The organism is Erythrobacter cryptus DSM 12079 (genome assembly GCF_000422985.1).
GTDB lineage: Bacteria > Pseudomonadota > Alphaproteobacteria > Sphingomonadales > Sphingomonadaceae > Erythrobacter > Erythrobacter cryptus.
Window position 1 is genome coordinate 62,979 of record NZ_AUHC01000013.1, and the last position, 20,532, is coordinate 83,510.

Consider the following 20,532-nt stretch of genomic DNA (forward strand, 5'->3'; position numbering starts at 1 on the left):
GCTGGCGCCGCGCGCCCGAGCGGCTATGGCAGCCGGCGTGAACGCGCCGCCCGCCCCCGATCTTCTCGCGATCCTGCGCCGCACCTTTGGCCATCCCGGCTTTCGCGGGCAGCAGCAGGCGGTGATCGAAAGGGTCATGGCCGGCCTCCACACCCTGGCGCTGATGCCGACGGGGGCGGGCAAGAGCCTGTGTTACCAGCTTCCCGCGCTCGCCCGGCCCGGCACCGCCATCATCATCTCGCCGCTCATCGCCCTGATGCATGACCAGGTCCGCGCTGCCGAGGCGGTGGGGATCCGCGCTGCCTCGATGACCTCGGCCGATGCCGACAATGCCGCCACCGCAAGGGCGCTGCGTGCGGGCGCGCTCGATTGTGTCTATGTCGCGCCGGAACGCGCGGCGCACCCGGCCTTCCTGCGCCTGCTCGAAAGCGTAAGGATCGCGCTGTTTGCCATCGACGAGGCGCATTGTGTCTCCGAATGGGGGCACGATTTCCGCCCCGAATACCGGATGCTGCGCGCGCTCCTCGATCGCTTCCCTTCAGCGCCCCGCCTCGCGCTCACCGCAACCGCCGATCCCGCCACCCGTGCTGACATTCTCGCCCAGCTCGGCATTCCGGCAGAGGGGATGATCATTGCCGGCTTCGACCGGCCCAATATCCGCTATGCCATCACCCCGCGCGAGGCGGGTGGGCGCCAGCTTGCGGGCCTGCTCGACCGCCTGCCCGGGGCCGGGATCGTCTATGCCCCGAGCCGCCGCGCCGCCGAGGAGCTTGCGGCGCGCATCGCCAGCGCAGGCAGGCCTTCGGGCTTCTACCATGCCGGGATGGAGCCTGACGCCCGCGCCCATGCGCAGGCGCAGTTCGTCGCCTCGGAAAACATGGTGATCGCCGCCACCATTGCCTTCGGCATGGGGATCGACAAGCCCGACGTGCGCTTTGTCATCCATGCCGGCCTGCCCCGCTCGATCGAGGCCTATTACCAGGAAACCGGGCGCGCGGGGCGCGATGGCGATCCGGCCGAAGCCCACCTGCTGTGGGGGGCGAGCGATTTTGCCCGCGCCCGGCAGTTCCTCACCGCGCTCGAGCCTGCGCGCCAGGCAGGAGAGCGCGCCCGGCTCGCGGCGCTCGCCGGGCTGGTCGAGACCGCGCATTGCCGCCGCGCCATCCTGCTGCGCCATTTCGGCGAAAACCCGCCCGAGGCTTGCGGCAATTGCGACAATTGCCTCGCCCCGCCGCGGGTGTGCGATGCCAGCGAACTGGCGCGCAAGCTGCTCTCTGCGGTCTATCGCACCGGACAGAGCTTCGGCCTTGGCCACCTGGAAAGGGTGCTGACCGGGCGCGCCGACGCGCGCATCGCCGCGCGCGGGCACGATCGGCTTTCGGTGTTCGGGATCGTCGAAGCCGAGGAGGCGCGGCTCCTGCGGCCGCTGGCGCGCAGCCTGATCGCGCGCGGCGTGCTGGTGACGAGCGAACACGGCGCGCTGATGCTCGGCCCCGAGGCCCGCGCGGTGCTGCGGGGCGAGCAGGCTTGCGCGATCGTGCAGCCCCCGCCGCGCCCGTCCCGGGGAGTGGCGCGCCGCGGCGGCCTTGCCAGCGATGCCAACCCGGCGAGCGTTCCGCTGTTCGAGGCGCTGCGCGCCCGGCGCAAGGCGCGCGCGGTCGAGCACGGCATTCCGGCCTATCTGATCTTTCCCGATTCGGTGCTGCGCGCGATCGCGCAGAAGCGGCCGCAGAGCCTTGCCGATCTTGCCCGCATCCCGGGCATCGGGGCGAAGAAGCTCGAGACCTGGGGCGCGGATTTCCTCGACGTGGTGCGCCTGCACGCGGCTGGCTAGCGCTGCTGCTGGCGCAGACCATGGTCGATGCGGATGGGCACCCGCCTGCCGAACTGCCCGCGCCCGCCGATTCGCGCTGGAGGCACGCGGCATGTGTGGATGAGCTTGCCTGGGTTGGCGCTCACCCCGTGATCAGCCGATAGGACAATGCCTCGGCCAGATGCGCGCGGCCCACGGTCTCGGCTCCGGCAAGATCGGCGATGCTGCGGGCCACGCGCAGGATGCGGGTATAGCCGCGTGCCGAAAGACGCAGCTTGTCGGCGGCCTCGAGCAGCAGCCGGCGCCCGGCCTCGTCGGGCGCGGCGAAGCGCTCGAGCGCGGCGCCATCGAGCTCGGCATTGGCGCGCACCCCGCGGGCCTTGGCTCTGTCGCGTGCGGCGGCCACCCGTGCGGCGACCGCGGCGCTGCCTTCGGCCGGCGGGGGCAGGGCGAGATCGCGCGCGCTCACCGCGCCGACATGGACGTGCAGATCGATGCGATCGAGCAGAGGGCCGGACAGGCGCGCCTGATATTCGCCCACGCAGCGCGGATACTTGTGGCAGTTGCGCGCCGGATCGCCGGCATGGCCGCAGCGGCACGGGTTCATTGCCGCCACCAGCTGGAAGCGCGCCGGAAAGCTGACATGGGCATTGGCGCGGGCGACATCGACCGTGCCGGTCTCGAGCGGCTGGCGCAGCGAATCGAGCACCGCGCGCTGGAACTCGGGCAATTCATCGAGGAACAGTACACCCAGATGCGCCAGGCTCACCTCGCCCGGGCGCACCTTGAGCCCGCCGCCGGTGAGCGCGGCCATGCTCGCCGAATGGTGCGGCGCGCGGAAGGGGCGGGCGCGGCTGATCCGCCCGGCCTCGAGCGCGCCGGCCACCGATTGCACCATCGACACCTCGAGCGCCTCATCCGGGCTGAGCGGCGGGAGAATGCCCGGCAGGCACGAGGCAAGCAGGCTCTTGCCCGATCCTGGCGGGCCGACCATCAGGAGATTGTGCCCGCCCGCCGCGGCGATCTCGAGCGCGCGCTTGGCGTTTTCCTGACCCTTCACGTGCCTAAGGTCCGTACCGGCGGTGGCCTCGGCCACTCCCCCACGCGCAGGCTCGGGGAGCACCAGCGTGCCCTTGAGATGGGCGAGCAGGCTGACAAGATCGCCGGGGGCGAGCACCGGCAACCCGCCCGCCCAGCGCGCCTCGGGGCCTTGCGCTGCCGGGCAGATCAGCCCGGTGCCGAGCGCGCTGGCGTGGAGCGCGGCGAGCAGCACCCCGGGGCAGGCGACGATCCGCCCGTCGAGCGCCAATTCGCCTACGGCGACCCAGTCCATCAGCTGCTCGGCATCGGTCACCCCCATCGCCGCCAGCAGCGCCAGCGCGATCGGCAGATCGTAATGCGATCCATCCTTGGGCAGGTCGGCCGGGGAAAGGTTGATGGTGATGCGCTTGGGCGGCAGCGCCAGGCCCATCGAGGCAAGCGCCGCCTGCACCCGCTCGCGGCTTTCGCTCACCGCCTTGTCGGGCAGGCCGACAATCGCAAAGCGCGGCAGGCCGGGGCCAACCTGGCACTGCACCTCGACCGCGCGGGCCTCGAGCCCGAGATAGGCCACCGTTCGTGTCAGCGCCACCATGCGCCCGCCCCTCTGCCACCCAGAGGCCTGAATGTGCAGGCTTTTGCGCGTCCTGTCGAGCGCCTGTGACAAGGTCCGCAAGGCATCGGCTTAAGGTGATCCTGCCGCACCCCTGCGCAGCGACGCGAAGGGTTTGCGTAAGCATAAATCTTGGCAAATTGGCAGGCCCGGTCGGGCGAGAACCGGGGCCATGCCGCGCATGCTTGCCCTTGCTCTTGCCCTGCTTGCCCTGTGGCTTCCCGCTGCAGCGGCACAGGCGCAGGCCGATGCGTCCCCGCTGGCGCTGGTGCAGCCGGGGGCGCGAGTGCTGGCGAGCGCGCGCTGGGTCGAGGAATGGGACCCGGCGAGCCAGTCCTGGGTGCGCGTCGCCGAGAGCGCGAGCGATGGCCTGCCTTTCCGCGTTGGCACAGCCCCGGCAGCGCAGGATCAGGAGGTTGCCCGCAGCGTCCGGCGCGAAGGCGGCGTTGCCATCACCGAGACAGTGATAAGTGAGCTTGCCCCGGCGCGCTTCATCCCGCGTGCGCCTGCCGACCTTGCCTCGGGGCCGCAATTCGGCCCCTTCCGCGTGCTCGATGCGCGGCGCGCGGCGCTGGTGGGCAGCACCGATGGCGCCAGCCCGGCCGCCTTCCGCGCGATGCTGGCCGCCTATCCGGGGCTTCAAGTGCTCGAGTTCATCGATGCGCCCGGCACCACCAACGATCTTGCCAATCTCGCGCTGGGCCGGGCGATCCGCGCCGCGGGGCTGGCCACCCACGTGCCCGCCGGGGGATCGGCGCGCTCCGGCGCGGTCGAGCTGTTCCTCGCCGGCACCCGCCGCACGATCGCGCCCGGGGCGCTGTTTGCGGTGCATTCCTGGCGCGACGAGCGCGGGCGCGAGCCGGCGGACTTCGCCCCCGATGCTCCGGAGAACCGCCTCTATCTCGATTACTACACCGAGATGGGCATGAGCGAGGCCGAGGCCCGCGCCTTCTATGCCATGACCAATTCGGTGCCCCACGCCGCGGCGCGCTGGCTCGATGCGGCGGAAATGGCGCGCTGGATTGCGCCGCGCGCCCCGGCTCACTCCGCTCCGGCGGCGCGCGATCTCGCCCCGGTGCTCGCCGCGCCGCTGCGCACGGTGCTGGCCCGATCGGGCGCGGCTCTGACCGCGGGCCTGCAGCGCCCGTGGCAGGCGCTCGCCGCCGCCGCACCGGCGCCGCGGCTTGCCTATGCCTCGCGCGCCCTGCTTGACTCGGAGGCGGCTTTCCCATAAAGGCGCGCCTTCAGTTTCGGGTCGCCCCTGGCGGCTACAAAGGGTGTGCGGGATTTGCCCTGATCGCCCGGTGCCAGTTTCGAGGATCACATGAAGCGGACGTTCCAACCCAGCAATCTCGTGCGCGCCCGGCGCCACGGCTTCTTTGCGCGCAAGGCCACCCCGGGCGGTCGCAAGGTCCTGCGTGCCCGCCGCGCCCGCGGTCGCAAGCGCCTCTGCGCGTGAACCATCGCGCACCCGCCCCGGCGGGTGCGGTTCCTTCACGCGGGATCGCGCAGGCTGTCTTGCTGCGAATAGCTCCCGTGCCCCCGCTGCTCAAGCCGATCCGGTGATCGCGGTTCTCACCAAGCGTGCCGACTTCCTCAGCGCCAACAGCGGCGCGCGCCAGGCCAAGCCCGGTTTCGTGCTGCTCACCCGGCCCAATGGCGGCAAGGGCATCCGCTATGGCATCACTGTCACCCGCAAGATCGGCAAGGCCGTGGTGCGCAACCGGATGAAACGGCGCTTTCGCGAATTGCTGCGCGCCGCGCTGCCGAGCCTGGGTCTGCCCGATCACGATCACGTGCTGATCGGCCGCGCGGGCGGGATCGAGCGCGATTTCCACCTGATGGCGCGCGAACTGGCCGATGCGCTGACGCGCGCGCGCGCCGGAGGCAGCGATCGGCGTGGGCAGCGCCGCCACGAGCCGCGGCGATGAAGCAGCTCCTGATCCTTATTGCCCGGGCCTGGCAGCTTGGCCCCTCCCGGCTCCTGCCGCCCTCGTGCCGCTATACGCCCTCGTGCAGCCAATATGCGATCGAGGCGATCACCCGCCACGGCGCCTTGAGGGGTGGATGGATGGCGCTGAAGCGGCTAATGCGCTGCCACCCCTGGGGCGGGCACGGGCACGATCCGGTGCCCTAGGGCTGGAACACAAGCCGCCTTATCGCCATACAACACCGCCACCCATCCTGCCACGCATCTTCATCAGGGTCTTCGCTTGGACAACCGCAATCTCCTGCTCGCTGTCGTGCTCTCGGGCCTGCTCATCCTCGGCTGGGATGCGGCGATGCGCTATTTCTACCCCGAAGCGGCGGTGACCGCCCCGGCCGAGGCGCCCGCCAGCCCCGCCGCCAAGCCCGCAGGCGCGGCCGCAGCCACGGCACCAAGCGGCGATCTGGGCAACGAGGCACAGGGCCAGCGCAAGGTCGATCTCAAGGCGGCGCTCGCCAGCCCCAACCGCATTGCCATCGACACCCCGCGGATTGCCGGTTCGATCAACCTCGTCGGCGCGCGGATCGATGACATCGTGCTCAAGGACTATCGCGAGACGGTGAAGAAGGATTCGGGCCCGGTGCGCCTGCTCGCGCCCGAGGGCACGCCGGGGCAATATTTTGCCGAGTTCGGTTTCATCACCGGCGGGGTGCGGCAACCCGCCAACGCCTTGTGGCAGGCCGATGGCACGCGGCTTACGCCGGAAACCCCGGTGACGCTGACCCGCACCGATGCGGCCGGGATCACCTATCGGGTGCGCCTTGCGGTGGACAAGGATTACATGATCACCGCCACCCAGTCCGCCGGCAACGGCGGCGCGGCAGCGGCGATCATCCAGCCCTTTGCGCTCATCAAGCGCACCAGCGCCAATGCCTCGATCGACCAGTTCGTCACCCATTCCGGCCCCGTCGGGGTGTTCGGGGGCACGCTGTGGGATCCCCATTCCTATGCCGAACTTGCCGAGATCGGGGCCGAGCGGCCGGCGGGCGATCCGGCCTGGCTGGGCTTTGTCGATCAATATTGGCTAGTGGCCCTCGTGCCCGGCGGCGGGCGCACCGCACCCAAGGTGGCCGAGGCGGGCTTCCGCGCGCTTGGCGGCGATCTGTTCCGCGCCGATCTGCTCTATAATGCCGTCACCTTGCCCCCCGGGGGCACCAGCGAAACCCAGACCCGCCTCTATGCCGGGGCCAAGGAGAGCGCCACGCTCGACCGCTACGAGGATTCAGGCATCACCTATTTCGGCAAGGCGATCAGCTGGGGCTGGTTCGAGATCCTGGAAAAGCCGATCCTGTGGCTGCTGCTCTCGCTCAACAGCCTGGTTGGCAATTTCGGCGTGGCGATCATCCTGCTCACCGTGATTATCCGCGCGGCCGTGTTCCCGATCGCGCAGAAGGGCTTTGCCTCGATGGCGGCGATGAAGGCGATCCAGCCGCGGATGCAGGAGCTGCAGGAGCGCTTCAAGGATGACAAGCCGCGGCTCCAGCAGGAGATGATGAAGCTCTACAAGGACGAAGGGGTCAATCCGCTTTCGGGCTGCCTGCCGATGCTGATCCAGATCCCGGTGTTCTTCGCGCTCTACAAGGTGCTGGTGCTGGCGATCGAGATGCGCCACCAGCCCTTCTTCGGCTGGATTCGCGATCTTTCCGCCCCCGATCCGGCGCATATCCTCAACCTCTTTGGCCTCTTGCCCTATGATGTGCCGGGCTTCCTTGCCATCGGTCCGCTGGCACTGCTGTTGGGCATCACCATGTGGCTGACCTTCAAGCTCAATCCGGCGGCGGTCGATCCGGTGCAGCAGCAGATGTTCGCGATCATGCCCTGGGTGCTGATGTTCGTGATGGCGCCCTTTGCCGCGGGCCTGTTGCTTTACTGGGTGACTTCGAACATTCTCACCCTGGCGCAGCAGAGCTACCTCTATTCGCGCCACCCGCAGCTCAAGGCCGCCAATGCCGCAGCGGCGGCCAAGGGCGGGGGCAAGGCCGGACGCTGACGGTGACAGGGCAAGCCGAGGCGGACGAGGCCGCCCGCAAGGCCCGCGAGGAGGCGGCTTCCCGGCTGTTTTCCGGTCCGGTCGCCTTCCTGCGCTCGGCGCCGAAGCTGGCGTTCCTGCCCGATCCCAATGTCCCCGAGATCGCCTTTTGCGGGCGCTCGAACGTGGGCAAGTCCTCGCTGCTCAACGCGCTCACCGGGCGGAAGGCGATCGCGCGCGCCTCGGTCACACCGGGGCGCACGCAGGAACTCAACTTCTTCGATGTCGGCCGCGCCGAGGCCGAAGGCGCGCAGCCGCTGTTCCGGCTGGTGGACATGCCGGGCTATGGCTTTGCCAAGGCCCCGGTCAAGCTGGTCGAACAGTGGAAGACGCTGGTGCGCGACTACCTGCGCGGACGCCCGGTGCTGGCGCGCACGCTGCTTCTGGTCGACAGCCGCCATGGCCTCAAGGATTCCGACCGGGCGATGATGAAGATGCTCGACGAGGCGGCGGTCGGCTATCGCGTGGTGCTGACCAAGACCGACAAGATTTCTGCGAGCGCCCTTGCCGCTGTGGCCGAGCGCACCGCCGCCGAACTGCGCCGCCATGTCGCTGCCCATCCCGAGCTTCACCTGACCAGCAGCGAGAAGGGCATGGGCATTGCCCGCTTGCGCGCGGCAGTGGTGGCCGACGCGCTGGGCGAGGATTGGGCGCCTCAGGTCAAAGCGCCGTAGCCATGGCCGCTGCGTTCAAATGGAAAGCGCAGCTACAGACTTTCAGCTTTAACGGGAGCCTACCGTTAGACTGGCGCGCAAGAGGCCATCGCACGGCATCGCGCCGGGCGCCCTGCAATCAACGGGCAAAGAGCTGTGCTGGATCGGCAAAGGCCTTGAATTCCAGCGCATTGCCCGAAGGATCGCGCAGGAACATGGTGGCCTGTTCGCCCACCTCCCCCTTGAAGCGGATGGTCGGCTCGATCACGAAGGCCACCCCTGCCGCCTTGAGCCGCGCGGCCAGCGCTTCCCACGCCTCCATCGACAGCACCAGGCCGAAATGAGGCACCGGCACGCCGTGGCCATCGACATGGTTGCTCGCCCTGTCACCGGCCTTTCCCGGCGCGAGATGGGCCACGATCTGGTGGCCGTGGAAATCGAAATCGACCCACTCGGCCGACGAGCGCCCCTCGGCGCAGCCCATCACCCCGCCGTAAAAGGCGCGCGCAGCTTCGAGATCATCGACGGGAAAGGCGAGGTGAAAGGGCGGCAGCGACATGGCCGGCCCATAACCCGCGCGGCCCCGCGCGACAAAGCCCTTTTGCGCCCCTCCCCGCGGCTGGCTCGCCGCGTTTCCGGCCTGTGCGCCTCGGCAAGAGAGGGTCAGCGCGAACCGCCCGGCGCTGCCCTTGCCGTTCAGCATCGACACTGCCGGGATGAACAGCTAGGGGAGCGCAAAACCGGCCCGGCAAGGTGGAGCAGGCGGCCCCATGAAACTGATCATCGGCAACAAGAACTATTCGAGCTGGTCGCTGCGCGGCTGGCTTGCGGCCAAGCAATCGGGCCTCTCGTTCGAGGAACTCACCGTGCCGATCATGGGCGAGGAGTGGGACCGCATCAAGCAGGACATGGGCGAGGTCCAGCCGTCGAGCGGCAAGGTGCCGATCCTGTGGGATGGCGAGACCGTGGTGTGGGACAGCCTGGCGATCCTCGAATATCTTGCCGACAAGGTCGGGCGCGAACGCTTCTGGCCGCGCGCGGAGGCCGCCCGCGGCATGGCCCGCGCGATGGTGGCCGAGATGCATTCGGGCTATCAGGCGCTGCGCCGCGAATTGCCAATGAATATCCGTCGCCGCATCGCCCTGCCCGGCCTTTCCGATCAGACCCGGCAGGATATCGTGCGCATCCTCACGCTGTGGGCCGAGGCGCGCGCGCGCCATGGCAGCGGCGGGCCTTACCTGTTCGGAACCTTTGGGGCGGCGGATATCTTCTATGCCCCGGTGGTGACGCGGTTTGTCACCTATGGCATCGCCGTGCCCGGCTTTGCCCAGGCCTATATGGAGGCGATCTGGGAACACGAATGGATGCAGCACTGGAACCGCGCTGCCGAGGAAGAGGAATGGGTGATCGAACAATACGAACTGGCGGGCTGAGCAGGCCCATGCGCACGCTGCTTGGGGGCCTTGCCACGCTGCTGGCGCTGCTTCCTGCCCCGGCCAGCGCCTGGGGATTTTATGCCCATCGCCAGACGGCGGCGATCGCCGAGGCCAATGTCTCGCCCCGGGTGCGGGCCGAGGTGCGCGCGCTGCTGCGCCATGCCCGCAGCCTCGGCACGCCCGATTGCCCGCTCGCCACGCTCGCCGATGCGGCGGTGTGGCCCGATTGCGTGCGGGGCGAGGGCTGGCGCTGGGGCTTTACCGCGGCCTGGCACTATCGCACCGCGCCGATCTGTGCGGCCTTCGATCCGCGCGCCAATTGCGCCGGGGGCAATTGCGTCACCGCGCAGATCGCCCGCGCGCATCGCCTGCTGGCCGATGAGCGGCTTTCCCCGGTGATCCGGCTCGAGGCGCTCGCCTTCCTCGTGCACTTCATCGGCGATGTGCACATGCCGCTCCATTCGGGCGATCACGAGGACCGCGGCGGCAATGACCGCAAGGCCGATTACGGCATCCGCCCCGGATACAACCTTCATGCGATCTGGGACGGGCCGCTCGCCGAGCGGGCGATCAGCGATCCCACCGATCCGGTGGTGCGGCGCTACACCCCTGCCGAGCGCGCCGAGCTTGCCGGTGGCACCCCCGATGAGTGGGGGCGGGAAAGCTGGCAGATCGCCCGCAGCTTCGTCTATCCCACCGCCTTCGACAGCGAGGATGTTTGCGCCGCCCCGCTTCCGCTGGAGACCGCGCTCAGCCAGGAGGATATCGTGCGTGCGGTGCCGATTGCGCGGCGCCGGGTGGTGCAGGCGGGCCTCAGGATCGCCGAGATGCTCACCAGCGCCTTTGCCCCCGGCCCGCTGGTGCCCGATGCCCCGCGCCGCCCCGGAGGCTAGGGGGCGCGCTGCGCGTCGTAGCGGGTCCCGTCCTTCCTCGCATAGCCCTGGGCATCGAACACCAGGTCGATATCGGGATATTCCCCGCTGTCTGTGGCCTTGTCCCCGGCGCTGATGGCCACGAAGACGCAAGGAGCTTCGGAACGGTTGTGGAGATGGTGACCATTCGCCTCGCCCGCCGGGAAGGCCAGCACATCGCCCGCAGCCACCGGGGTTTCGCCGTGATCGTCGATCAGCACCGCCTCGCCGGCAAGCATCACCACCAGCTCGTCCTGCCCGCGATGCCAGTGGCGCTGGGAGGAATAGCCACCCGGCGCGAGGGTCACGTGGCTCGCCCCCATCAGCGTCAACCCCGCCACAGGGGCAAGGCGGCGATACCAGCGCCCTTCCACCAGCGCATCGAAGGGCTGCGGATAGCCCGTGGCGTTGGTCTGGGGGATGGCGGCAAGATCGAGCTTGGGCATTGTCGGCAACTCCTGCTAGGCGATCGCGCATGAGCGATGTTCTCGACCTTGCCAAGCGCCTGATCGCCGCGCCTTCGGTGACGCCGGCAAGCGGCATCGTCTTCGACGTGCTCGAGGCGATGCTCGCCCCGCTCGGCTTTGCCGTCCACCGCTTCACCCGCGGCGCGGGGCCGCAGGGCTCGGACGAGGCTCCGGTCGAGAACCTCTTTGCCATCCGCCCCGGCCCGCCGGGAAGCCGGCACTTTGCCTTTGCCGGCCACCTCGATGTGGTGCCCCCGGGCGAGGGCTGGGCGAGCGATCCCTTCGCGCCGCAAGTGCGCGGCGAGCTGCTCCACGGGCGCGGGGCGGTGGACATGAAGGGCGCGATCGCGGCGATGGTCGCCGCTGTGGCCGAGGTGCCGCAAGCGGCCGGCACCATCAGCTTTCTCATCACCGGCGATGAAGAAGGCCCGGCGCTCCACGGCACCCGCGCGCTGATCGATCACCTCGCGGCCCAAGGGATAAGGCCCGATCTGTGCCTGGTGGGCGAGCCAACCAGCGTCCACCGCCTCGGTGACATGGTCAAGATCGGGCGGCGCGGCTCGGTCAACATCTTCCTCACGGTCGAAGGCACGCAGGGCCACGTCGCCTATCCGCACCTTGCCGACAATCCGCTGCCCAGACTGGTGGCGATGCTGGCCGAGCTTGATGCGCTGGTGCTCGATAGCGGCACCGAATGGTTCCAGCCTTCCAATCTCGAGATTACCGACATCAATGTCGGCAACCGCGCGCACAACGTGATCCCGGCAAGGGGCGAGGCGCGCATCTCGATCCGCTTCAACGATCTGCACAGCGGCAAGAGCCTGTCCGAAAGGGTCGCCGCGATCGCCGCAAGGCACGGCGGCACGGCGCGGGCGGTGATCTCGGGCGAGCCCTTCCTCACCGCGCCCGGCGCCTTTTCGCGCCTCGTAAGCGAGGCGATCGAGGCCGAGACCGGGACCACGCCCGAACTTTCCACCAGCGGCGGCACTTCGGATGCGCGCTTCCTGCGCGCGCTGTGCCCGGTGATCGAATTCGGTCTCACCAATGCCACCATGCACAAGCGTGACGAGGCGGTGGCGATCCCCGATCTTGCCGTGCTCGCCCGCATCTATGCCCGCATCGCCCGCGATGCCCTGGCGCTTGAAGAAGGATAGGCCGTTGAAGACCTGGTTTGCCATCCCCCTGTGGCAGCGCGTGATCGGCGCGCTGGTGCTCGGCATTCTCACCGGCTGGCTGTGGGGGCCGGGGGCCGAGAGCATCAAGATCATCGGCGATGTCTTTGTCGCCTTCATCAAGATGCTGGTGGTGCCACTGATCTTCTTCAGCCTGGTGGCAGGCGTTGCCAGCATCGGCGATCTGCGCAAGCTCGGCTCGGTCGGCTGGCGGGCGATGCTGCTGTTCGTGGTGACCGGCCAGCTCGCGGTGTGGCTGGGGCTGGGCCTTGGCACCTGGCTGACTCCGGGCGAGGGCGTGGATACCGCAGCGATCACGCTCGGCACCCCGCCCGAGGCCAGCCCGCTGACCTGGCGCGAGATGGTGCTCGGCATGATCCCGCAAAGCCCGGTCAAGGTGATGGCCGATGTCAACGTGCTGCCGCTGATCGTCTTTTCGCTGCTGATCGGGGTGGGGATCCTGATGGCGCGCGAGGAAGGCGCGCCCGTGCTCGGCGTGTTCGAAAGCGGCAGCGTGGTGATGCAGAAGGTCACCGCGGTGGTGATGGAATTGACCCCCTTCGGCGTCTTTGCGCTGATGGCCTGGGTGGCGGGCACGCTCGGGCTCGATGCGCTCGCGGCGCTGGGCAAGCTGGTTTTCCTCAATTACCTTGGCTGCCTCATCATCATCGCCGCGATCTATGGCGGGATGCTGAAACTCATCGCCCGGGTGCCGGTGATCGGTTTCTTCCGCGGCATGGTGGATGCCATGGCGGTGAGCTATTCCACCGCCAGTTCCAACGCCACTCTGCCTGTCACCCTGCGCTGTGCCGAGCGCAATCTTGGCGTTTCCAATTCGGTCGCCAGCTTCATCATCAGCCTTGGCGCCACCATCAACATGAACGGCACGGCGATGTATCTGGGCCTTGCCACGCTGTTCGGCGCGCAGGTGTTCGGCGTCAGCCTATCCTGGGGCGATTATGGCATGATCGCGCTGCTCGGCACGCTAGGGGCGGTGGGGGCGGCTGGCATTCCCGGTGCAGGCCTCATCATGATGGCGCTGGTGTTCAGCGCGGTCAACGTGCCGCTGGAGACAATTGCCTTTGTTGCCGGGGTTGATCGCATCATGGACATGATGCGCACCACCACCAACATCACCGGCGATGCCGCAGTGGCGGTGACGGTGGCGAGCATGACGGGTGAGCTCGACAAGGCCGAGCTGGCGAGCGCCGACGACGTGTGATCGGGCCTGCTACTTCGCCTTAGCCTTCTTCACATATTCAACCGGCACGAAATCGCCGAGGCTGCAACCCGCGCCGCGTTGCAAGGTGTTGCCGATCCGCTGGAGCGAATAGATGATTTCCGGGCGGCACAGCTGATTGATCGAGGTTTCGTAGGTGATCGCCCGATCAAAGTTCAGCCCGGGGCAGGGGCTGGCAAGGGTGTTGCGGAACACCTTGCCGCTGTTCATTTCAAAATCGATCACCTGGGACGAGCGCACGATGGTCTGGCGCACCTGATCGCGAAAGATGCAGCTCTGCCCTGGCCCCAGCACCTTGACTGCGGGGACGACGGCGGTCGGATCGGTCGCACCCGGGCCTTCCGCGGGGGCGCAGGCGGCGACAAGAAGCGGCAGGGCGAGAACAGCAGGCGTGCGCAGGAGCATGATGCATCTCCGATTATGGCGGTCAAACTTAACGCCCTGATGGTTGAACCGCAGCTTAATCTGCGTTCGTTGCAGCACCTGCGCGGCGCCCGGCAGGCGGCTCGTTCACCTTGGCCTTGAAGCGGCACAGGTCAGCCACCTTGCAGCGCCAGCATTCGGGGCTGCGCGCCTTGCAGACATAGCGCCCGTGCAGGATCAGCCAGTGATGCGCGTGCAGGCGAAAGGGCTGGGGCACGCGCTTCTCGAGCTTCGCCTCGACCGCCTCGGGGGTCTTGCCCTTGGCAAGGCCGGTGCGGTTGCCGACCCTAAAGATGTGGGTGTCGACCGCGAAGGTCTCCTGCCCGAACCAGCAATTGAGCACCACGTTGGCGGTCTTGCGCCCCACGCCGGGGAGCCTGACCAGCGCCTCGCGATTGTCCGGCACCTTGCCGCCGTGTTCATCGACGAGGATCTGCGAAAGCGCGATCACGTTTTTGGCCTTGGAATTGAACAGGCCGATGGTCTTGATGTGCTCCTTGAGGCCTTCTTCGCCCAGATCGAGCATCTCCTGCGGCGTCTTGACCTTGGCAAACAGGGCGCGGGTGGCCTTGTTGACGCCCACATCGGTCGCCTGCGCGGAAAGCACCACAGCCACCAGCAACTGATAGGCATTGCCATATTCCAGCTCGGTTCGCGGCGCAGGATCGTCCTCGGCGAGGCGGCGGAAGAACTCGAAGATCTGGGCCTTGTTCATCGCCCCTGTCTTACGAGCAATCCCACCACAAAATCACGCGTGAAAAGTCACCGCGGGCAAGATCGGCGGAGCGGATCATGATGTTGACATCGCCCACATCGCTCCATTGCACGTGATCGTCCGAGGTGAGGTGGAGCAGACAGGTATCGAAATCGTCATGCTTGCCGGGCGCGCGGAAATCATATTGCGAGAAGACGGGATAGCCGCCCACGTGATGGGCGTGCCGATCCGGGGAGAAACCGGCCTCGAGCGCATCTTCCCACCTTTCTGCACCTTCACGGCGCAGATGGCCTTCGAGCCGCGCCTCGGCCTGCCACTGGTTGCTGTCGATCTGGGCGGTGAAGGGGGTGGGGGTGAGCACCACACCATCAAGGCGATCCGCGTCACGGCGGAAGGGCGAGGATTGCCTCGCCCAGTCGAAATCGGGGAGGTTCTCATGCCGCACCGCCCCTGCGCCGTTTGCGCGCGCCAGAACCGTGATCGCGCCCACGCCAAGCCCTGGATCATCGGGGTGCATCCCGAACAGGTCATCATCAGTCGGCAGAAACGACTGCACCACGCCCTCGCACTGAAAGCCGGGGAGCGGGGGCATTGTGGCAAAGTCGATCTGAGCGAGGAACAGCATCGGCTGGCCCCGCGGCGAGAGCGGCCATTCCTGCCCTTGGGCCAGCCATACCGGTCCGCCGAGGCGGCAGCCGTCCGGTTCGGCCGAGCCGGGCTGCGGCGTCAACCGCGCCGCCGCGCGCGCCTGATCCTTGAGCCAGGCACGAAAGGCGGCGTGTTCCTCGGGCGTGATCGGTGGGCCTTCAGGGTTGGCGGCAGCAAAGTCCTCGCGCCACTTCCGGACATGCGCTGCGCGCTGCGGGCGTGCTTTCCACCACCGGTAAGCATCGCGGATTTCGCGCCAGAAGAACGGCAGGATCACCGCCGCCATGAAGGCGGAGGCGAACAGCACCCCCACCCAGTCCGGGCCGTCGGTCACAGCCCCAGCACGTCGTGCATGGTATAGCGCCCCGCTGGCTTGCCGATGATCCAGGCCGCCGCCTTCACCGCGCCGCGGGCGAAGATCATCCGGTTTTCGGCCGAATGGGCAAGGGTAAGGCGTTCTTCCGGCCCGGCAAAGATCACCGCATGTTCGCCCGCCACCGTGCCGCCGCGCAGCGTGGCAAAGCCGATCGCGCCTTCGCGGCGCGCGCCAGTCAGGCCGTGGCGGCCGCTTTCCATGTTGTCGGCAAGCGCGATTCCGCGCCCCTTGGCGGCTGCCTCGCCGAGCAGCTTGGCCGTGCCCGATGGGGCATCAACCTTCATGCGGTGGTGCATTTCCAGCACCTCGATGTCCCACTCCGGCCCGAGCCGCGCGGCCGCCTCGTGCACCAGATGCGCGAGCAGCGTCACGCCCAGTGAAAAATTACCCGATTGCAGCACCGGCACCGCGCGCGCGGCCTCGGCCAGCATGACGAAATGCGGCTCCTCCAGCCCGGTGGTGCCGATCACGATCGGCTTGCCCGCCTGCCTTGCCGCTTCGAGGTTCGCGCCAAGCGCATCGGGCGCGGAGAAATCCACCAGCACATCACACTGCGCAGCAAAGGGCGCGATGCTGCCGCCGGCATCCACTCCGAAGCCAAGCTCGTGCCCTGCCTCGCTGATCGCCGCCTCGAGCGCGCGGCCCATCCGGCCCTTGTGCCCGATCACCCCGAACTTGAGCTGTGCCATTGCCTTGTTTTCCTGCCTCGTGCTTTGAGTGCCTCATGGCAGAGATTGCGCGCATCGTCATCCTCACCGGCGCCGGGATTTCCGCGGAAAGCGGGATCGACACCTTCCGCGCCGCCGGCGGGCTTTGGGAACAGCACCGGGTGGAAGATGTCGCCACTCCCGAAGGCTTTGCCCGCAACCCCGATTTGGTGCTCAATTTCTACGACATGCGCCGTGCCGCGCTCGCCCGTGTCGCGCCCAACGCGGCGCATCTGGCGCTCGCCCGGCTCGAGCGCGAATTTGCCGGCGATCTGCTGCTGGTGACGCAGAATGTCGATGACCTCCATGAACGCGGCGGGTCAGCCCGCGTGCTGCACATGCATGGCGAACTCAAGAGCGCGCTGTGCCAGGCCTGCGGGATGCGCAGCCGCTGGGAACAGGCGATGATCGACCGCCCTCCCTGCCCTGTATGCCAGGCCCGCGCCTTGAGGCCCGATGTGGTGTGGTTTGGCGAGATGCCCTATCAGATGGGGCGGATTTACCAGGCGCTCGCGGCGTGCGATCTGTTCGTCAGCATCGGCACATCGGGCGCGGTTTATCCGGCCGCGGGCTTCGTGGCCGAGGCGCGGGACGCAGGCGCGCGCTGCCTTGAACTCAATCTCGAGCCTTCGGAAGGCTCGCACCTGTTTCACGAAACCCGCCTCGGGGCCGCGAGCCGGCTGGTGCCGGAATGGGTGGAGGAGGTGCTAGGCGGCTGAGCTGCACGCCCGGCACGCCGGGTCCTTGGCGATGCGGATCGTGCGCATCGCCGGGCCAAGGCCATCGAGGATGTGGAGCTGGCCCCAGCCGGGCGCGCCCAAGGTGCTCACGCCCTCGAGCAGCACCTTGATCGCCTGCAGCGCCGCAAAGGTGCCGGTCCAACCAGCCATGGCGCCCAGCATCCCGTCATCGGCGCAGGTGTCGCAGTCCTCGGCATCGAAGGCATCGCCGACGAAGCAGCGATAGCAAGCCGCGCCCGGCAGGTGCCCGGCAAAGGCGCCAACCTGCCCCTGGAACCGGCCCACGGCAGCCGAGATCAGCGGAATGCCGGCCGCCACGCAGGCGTCCGAGACGGCAAGGCGCGTCGCAAAATTGTCGGTGCCGTCGAGCACCAGATCAGCACCAGCGATCATTGCGGGCGCATTGTCGGCGGTGATCCGCGCATCGGAGACATCCACGCTGAGTGCATCGTCGAAATTGGCAAGCCAGCGCCGCGCCGAGACCGCCTTGCCATGGCCCACATCACGGGTGGTGAAGATTGTCTGGCGTTGGAGGTTCGAGACATCGACCACATCATCATCGACCAGCGCCAGCCGCCCGATCCCGCTGGCGGCGAGATATTGCAGGGCCGGGCTGCCGATCCCGCCAAGGCCGATCACCGCCACCTTGCTCTGCGCCAGCCGCACCTGCCCGGCGCCGCCCACTTCGGGCAGCACGATGTGGCGGGCAAAGCGATCAAGCCTTGCCGGCGAAAGGGTCATCGCCGCTTCTCGCCGCCAGGGCGCTCTTGCCCGCGGAAGGCGCCAATCCCATGCCACCACAGGAACGCGATCACCGCGCCCTTCACGGGCTGGAGCATGGCAAGCAGCAGCACGACCGCTACCGGCAGGATGATTGCCAGCGTCAGCCATGGGGAAATCCCGCCCGAAATCATCGCAATCACCACCGGCGCGAGCAGGTGGCCGACCACGAAGATGCCGATATAGGCAGGGAAATCATCGGCCTGCTGCAACGACCAGTCCTGCTTGCAGTGGCCGCAGCGATCCACGGGTTTGAGCCATTGGCGGAACAACGGCGCTTCGCCGCAGCGCGGGCAGCGGCACTTTGCGCCTCTGACCACAGCAGCAAGCCATCCGCTGGGCAGGTTTATAAGTTCGGGTGAAAGGCGTTGAAGCGGCATGGACAGGCTGTTTACAGCCTGTGCGGGCGCTGTCGACAGGCTTGTGGAAAGCCCTGTCGAAAGCGCCGGGCAAAGGCTGGGGATGGCCGCGGGGCGATCAGCTTTCCAGCTGCCGCAGCAGGCTCCTCACATCGCCGTCCATGTCGGCATCGCGTTGGCGCAGATCCTCGATCAGCCGCACCGCGTGGATCACGGTCGAATGGTCACGCCCGCCGAACTTGCGCCCGATCTCGGGATAGGAGCGCGGGGTGAGCACCTTGGACAGATACATCGCCACCTGGCGCGGGCGCACCACCGCGCGGGCGCGGCGCTTGCTGCTCATTTCTGCCCGATCGATGCGGTAGAACTGGCACACGGTGCGCTGGATCTCGTCGATGGTGATGCGGCGGCGGTTGGCGCTCAAGATGTCGGTGAGCTGTTCCTCGGCAAGCTGGAGCGAGACCTCCTGCCCGGTGAGCTGGGCATAGGCGATCAGCTTGTTCAATCCGCCCACCAGCTCGCGCACGTTGCGGGTGATGGTGCGGGCGAGGAAATCGACCACATCCTCGGGCACCGCCATCGGCGCGAAGCGGGTGAGCTTGGAGAGCAGGATCTTCTTCCTGAGCTCGATATCGGCGGGCTGGATATCGGCGACCAGCCCCATCGACAACCGGCTGAGCAGGCGCGGCTCCACCCCGTCGAGCGCCTGGGGCGCGCGGTCGGCGGCAAACACCAGCCGCTTGCCCTCGGCCAGCAGCGCATCGATGGTGTAGAGCAGTTCCTCCTGCGCGCTCGCCTTGCCGATGATGAACTGGATGTCATCGACCAGCAGCAGGTCGAAGGAGCGCAGCCGCGCCTTGAACTCGAGCGTCTGGCTGGTCTTCAGCGCCTGGACGAACTCGACCATGAAGCGCTCGGCCGAACAATAGAAGATCCGCGCGCGCGGGTGCACCTGCAGATAGCCATGGCCGATGGCGTGGAGCAGGTGGGTCTTGCCCTGGCCGGTGGCAGCCTTGAGATAGAGCGGCGAGAACTGCGGTGCCTCGAGCGCGGCCATGCGCTGGGCGGCATTGCAGGCGAGGATATTGGCCTCGCCGGTGACGAAGGCGGCGAAGGTGAGCGAGGGATCGAGCCCGACCGAGGAGGTAAAGCCCGAATCGCTCAGCGTGCCGGCGGCAACGGCAAGCGTGCTTGCCCCGTCATTGGCGGGACGGCGCCCGTCATCGATGCGCAGGTCGGGCATCTGGCGGCGACCGGGGTGGACGAGGACATTGACCTGGCGCACCTCGCTGCGGGCGATCTTCCAGGCCAGCTGCAGCCGGTCGAGGAAGCGGTCGCGCACCCAATTGGCCGAAAACTCGGTCGGCAGGTAGAGATCGAGCGTACCGGTTTCGCGGTTCAGTGTGCCGAGCTGGATCGGCTTGATCCACTGGCTGTGGAGCTGATGCCCCAGATCCTTGCGCAGCCCCTGGCTGATATCGGCCCAGTCGGCGGCGAGGTTAACGGCTTCGGCATCTTCCATCAGGTGTTCATCGGCTTGGCGGCCGCTCGTCCTTGCCTTTTCGATCCTGTGCACAAGCTCTTCCCCAATTCACTCGGTGGCCGTGAGCCGTGACCGCTCAACACGCCGTTGTTCTCTCTCGTTGCGACAGGCAAAGCCTTTCCCACCCCCGGAAAACAAGTTTCCGGGGACCCCCCCTGTCAGCTCGTTTGTTAAAGCGCCCGGACTGTCCGGCGCCGGGCAGACCCCATGTAAAGAACGCAAAGGGCCGAAGCGCAAGCGCGGACTTTTAAAAAAAGTGAAATATTCCTGTTGACTCGGCTCTATCCCGCAGACTTTCGTTCAATCGACTGAAAAAGCTGGATAAACACCGTTAAGATCGCGCGAATCGCGGGGAATCCTGACATTTGCGGGGATTGTGCCGGTCGCATTTGTCGCAAACGACAAAAGCCGCGCGGGTTGCGCGCGGCTCTGTTCTCCTTGCCGGTCTGGCCGTGCCGACCTGCCCGCGCGCTGACCCCTGGAACCGGGGCAGGCAGACAGGGGCGAATCGGATCAGAGCGTGGCGACTCGACGGGTGAGGCGCGAGAGCTTGCGCGCCACGGTGTTCTTGTGCAGCACCCCGCGCGCCACGCCGCGCGCCATCTCGGGCTGGGCGGCCTTGAGCGCGGCGGCGGCCGCTTCCTTGTCACCCGCTTCGCAGGCCGCCTCGACCTTCTTGATGAAGGTGCGGATGCGGCTGAGGCGCGAATGGTTGATCGCGGCGCGGCGCGCGTTGCGGCGGATGCGCTTCTTGGCTTGCGGCGTATTGGCCATGTCTCGTGTCTGTCTCGCGTCTGCTTCGGGCGGCCGGGCACGGCCGATGAAATGCTTGATCGTTCAGTGAAAGGCAGCGGGTTGCCACGCGGCCTCCCGCCGGAAAGC

The 20,532-nt window shown here is 67.8% G+C and carries 23 protein-coding genes; 12 read left to right on the top strand and 11 right to left on the bottom strand.

What is annotated here, in order from left to right; translation table 11 throughout:
• Positions 1-37 precede the first annotated feature (37 nt).
• A complete protein-coding gene (gene recQ / locus G524_RS0109775) occupies positions 38-1,834 on the top strand; it encodes a DNA helicase RecQ (RefSeq protein ID WP_245561345.1) in 1,797 nt (598 codons plus the stop codon).
• Positions 1,835-1,955: 121 nt separating this feature from the next.
• On the opposite strand, the gene G524_RS0109780 is transcribed toward recQ, so the two are convergent.
• Positions 1,956-3,446, bottom strand: coding sequence for a YifB family Mg chelatase-like AAA ATPase (locus G524_RS0109780; RefSeq protein WP_027443553.1), 1,491 nt, complete (start codon positions 3,444-3,446; stop codon positions 1,956-1,958).
• A gap of 190 nt (positions 3,447-3,636) precedes the next feature.
• Between G524_RS0109780 and G524_RS17345 the strand changes: the two genes are divergently transcribed.
• From G524_RS17345 to yihA, 6 genes are all read left to right on the top strand, one after another.
• Positions 3,637-4,698 (top strand): hypothetical protein, encoded by a 1,062-nt coding sequence (locus tag G524_RS17345; RefSeq protein ID WP_156894061.1) that lies wholly within the window; start codon positions 3,637-3,639, stop codon positions 4,696-4,698.
• A 90-nt stretch (positions 4,699-4,788) separates the two neighbouring features.
• Positions 4,789-4,923 (top strand): 50S ribosomal protein L34, encoded by a 135-nt coding sequence (rpmH, locus tag G524_RS15575; RefSeq protein WP_036857731.1) that lies wholly within the window; start codon positions 4,789-4,791, stop codon positions 4,921-4,923.
• Between the two features lie 103 nt (positions 4,924-5,026).
• The gene (gene rnpA / locus G524_RS0109795) at positions 5,027-5,395 is read left to right on the top strand and encodes a ribonuclease P protein component (RefSeq protein WP_027443554.1); all 369 of its coding nucleotides are present in this window, start codon (positions 5,027-5,029) and stop codon (positions 5,393-5,395) included.
• Positions 5,392-5,601: a membrane protein insertion efficiency factor YidD gene (gene yidD, locus G524_RS16610; protein ID WP_084625133.1), complete on the top strand. Its 210-nt coding sequence runs from the start codon at positions 5,392-5,394 to the stop codon at positions 5,599-5,601. Before rnpA ends, yidD begins: the two co-directional genes overlap by 4 nt.
• Positions 5,602-5,677: 76 nt before the next feature.
• Positions 5,678-7,441, top strand: coding sequence for a membrane protein insertase YidC (gene yidC, locus G524_RS0109800; RefSeq protein WP_027443555.1), 1,764 nt, complete (start codon positions 5,678-5,680; stop codon positions 7,439-7,441).
• A gap of 2 nt (positions 7,442-7,443) precedes the next feature.
• The gene (gene yihA, locus G524_RS15580; RefSeq protein ID WP_036857733.1) at positions 7,444-8,154 is read left to right on the top strand and encodes a ribosome biogenesis GTP-binding protein YihA/YsxC; all 711 of its coding nucleotides are present in this window, start codon (positions 7,444-7,446) and stop codon (positions 8,152-8,154) included.
• Between the two features lie 118 nt (positions 8,155-8,272).
• On the opposite strand, the gene G524_RS0109810 is transcribed toward yihA, so the two are convergent.
• The gene (locus tag G524_RS0109810; RefSeq protein ID WP_027443556.1) at positions 8,273-8,692 is read right to left on the bottom strand and encodes a VOC family protein; all 420 of its coding nucleotides are present in this window, start codon (positions 8,690-8,692) and stop codon (positions 8,273-8,275) included.
• A 211-nt stretch (positions 8,693-8,903) separates the two neighbouring features.
• On the opposite strand from G524_RS0109810, the gene G524_RS0109815 reads away from it, so the two are divergent.
• Complete coding sequence (locus G524_RS0109815; protein WP_027443557.1) at positions 8,904-9,566, top strand: glutathione S-transferase family protein; 663 nt, start codon at positions 8,904-8,906, stop codon at positions 9,564-9,566.
• An 8-nt stretch (positions 9,567-9,574) separates the two neighbouring features.
• Positions 9,575-10,462, top strand: coding sequence for a S1/P1 nuclease (locus tag G524_RS0109820; protein ID WP_036857735.1), 888 nt, complete (start codon positions 9,575-9,577; stop codon positions 10,460-10,462).
• Here the strand turns inward: G524_RS0109820 and G524_RS0109825 are convergent.
• Positions 10,459-10,926, bottom strand: a complete 468-nt coding sequence (locus G524_RS0109825) for a cupin domain-containing protein (RefSeq protein WP_027443559.1) — start codon at positions 10,924-10,926, stop codon at positions 10,459-10,461. The two genes, G524_RS0109820 and G524_RS0109825, sit on opposite strands and share 4 nt — an antisense overlap.
• A 29-nt stretch (positions 10,927-10,955) precedes the next feature.
• Here G524_RS0109825 and dapE point away from each other — a divergent pair, with 29 nt between their 5' ends.
• Positions 10,956-12,101: a succinyl-diaminopimelate desuccinylase gene (gene dapE / locus G524_RS0109830; RefSeq protein ID WP_027443560.1), complete on the top strand. Its 1,146-nt coding sequence runs from the start codon at positions 10,956-10,958 to the stop codon at positions 12,099-12,101.
• Positions 12,076-13,341 carry a dicarboxylate/amino acid:cation symporter gene (locus tag G524_RS0109835; RefSeq protein ID WP_036857760.1) on the top strand — a complete coding sequence of 422 codons (1,266 nt, stop codon included), beginning with the start codon at positions 12,076-12,078 and terminating at the stop codon, positions 13,339-13,341. Before dapE ends, G524_RS0109835 begins: the two co-directional genes overlap by 26 nt.
• A gap of 9 nt (positions 13,342-13,350) precedes the next feature.
• Here the strand turns inward: G524_RS0109835 and G524_RS15585 are convergent, their stop codons facing one another.
• Genes G524_RS15585 through dapB form a run of 4 tightly spaced genes read right to left on the bottom strand, consistent with a single transcriptional unit; the run spans position 13,351 to position 16,210 of the window.
• The gene (locus G524_RS15585) at positions 13,351-13,764 is read right to left on the bottom strand and encodes a hypothetical protein (RefSeq protein ID WP_036857738.1); all 414 of its coding nucleotides are present in this window, start codon (positions 13,762-13,764) and stop codon (positions 13,351-13,353) included.
• A 55-nt stretch (positions 13,765-13,819) separates the two neighbouring features.
• Positions 13,820-14,497, bottom strand: coding sequence for an endonuclease III (gene nth / locus G524_RS0109845; RefSeq protein ID WP_027443562.1), 678 nt, complete (start codon positions 14,495-14,497; stop codon positions 13,820-13,822).
• A gap of 10 nt (positions 14,498-14,507) precedes the next feature.
• Entirely contained in the window at positions 14,508-15,479 is a 972-nt protein-coding gene (locus tag G524_RS0109850; protein ID WP_027443563.1) for a DUF1963 domain-containing protein, read from the bottom strand.
• A complete protein-coding gene (gene dapB / locus G524_RS0109855; RefSeq protein WP_027443564.1) occupies positions 15,476-16,210 on the bottom strand; it encodes a 4-hydroxy-tetrahydrodipicolinate reductase in 735 nt (244 codons plus the stop codon). Before dapB ends, G524_RS0109850 begins: the two co-directional genes overlap by 4 nt.
• 35 nt (positions 16,211-16,245) lie before the next feature.
• Between dapB and G524_RS0109860 the strand changes: the two genes are divergently transcribed.
• Positions 16,246-16,947, top strand: a complete 702-nt coding sequence (locus G524_RS0109860) for an NAD-dependent deacylase (protein ID WP_027443565.1) — start codon at positions 16,246-16,248, stop codon at positions 16,945-16,947.
• On the opposite strand, the gene G524_RS0109865 is transcribed toward G524_RS0109860, so the two are convergent.
• From G524_RS0109865 to rpsT, 4 genes are all read right to left on the bottom strand, one after another.
• Positions 16,936-17,709, bottom strand: a complete 774-nt coding sequence (locus tag G524_RS0109865; RefSeq protein WP_027443566.1) for a HesA/MoeB/ThiF family protein — start codon at positions 17,707-17,709, stop codon at positions 16,936-16,938. The genes G524_RS0109860 and G524_RS0109865 overlap by 12 nt on opposite strands.
• Positions 17,706-18,128, bottom strand: coding sequence for a DUF983 domain-containing protein (locus G524_RS0109870; protein ID WP_036857739.1), 423 nt, complete (start codon positions 18,126-18,128; stop codon positions 17,706-17,708). The genes G524_RS0109865 and G524_RS0109870 overlap by 4 nt, the downstream gene beginning before the upstream one ends.
• A gap of 97 nt (positions 18,129-18,225) precedes the next feature.
• Entirely contained in the window at positions 18,226-19,629 is a 1,404-nt protein-coding gene (gene dnaA, locus G524_RS0109875; RefSeq protein ID WP_051221101.1) for a chromosomal replication initiator protein DnaA, read from the bottom strand.
• Positions 19,630-20,163: 534 nt separating this feature from the next.
• On the bottom strand, positions 20,164-20,424 hold the full coding sequence (rpsT, locus tag G524_RS0109880) for a 30S ribosomal protein S20 (RefSeq protein ID WP_027443569.1): 261 nt from the start codon (positions 20,422-20,424) through the stop codon (positions 20,164-20,166).
• Between the last annotated feature and the right edge of the window lie 108 nt (positions 20,425-20,532).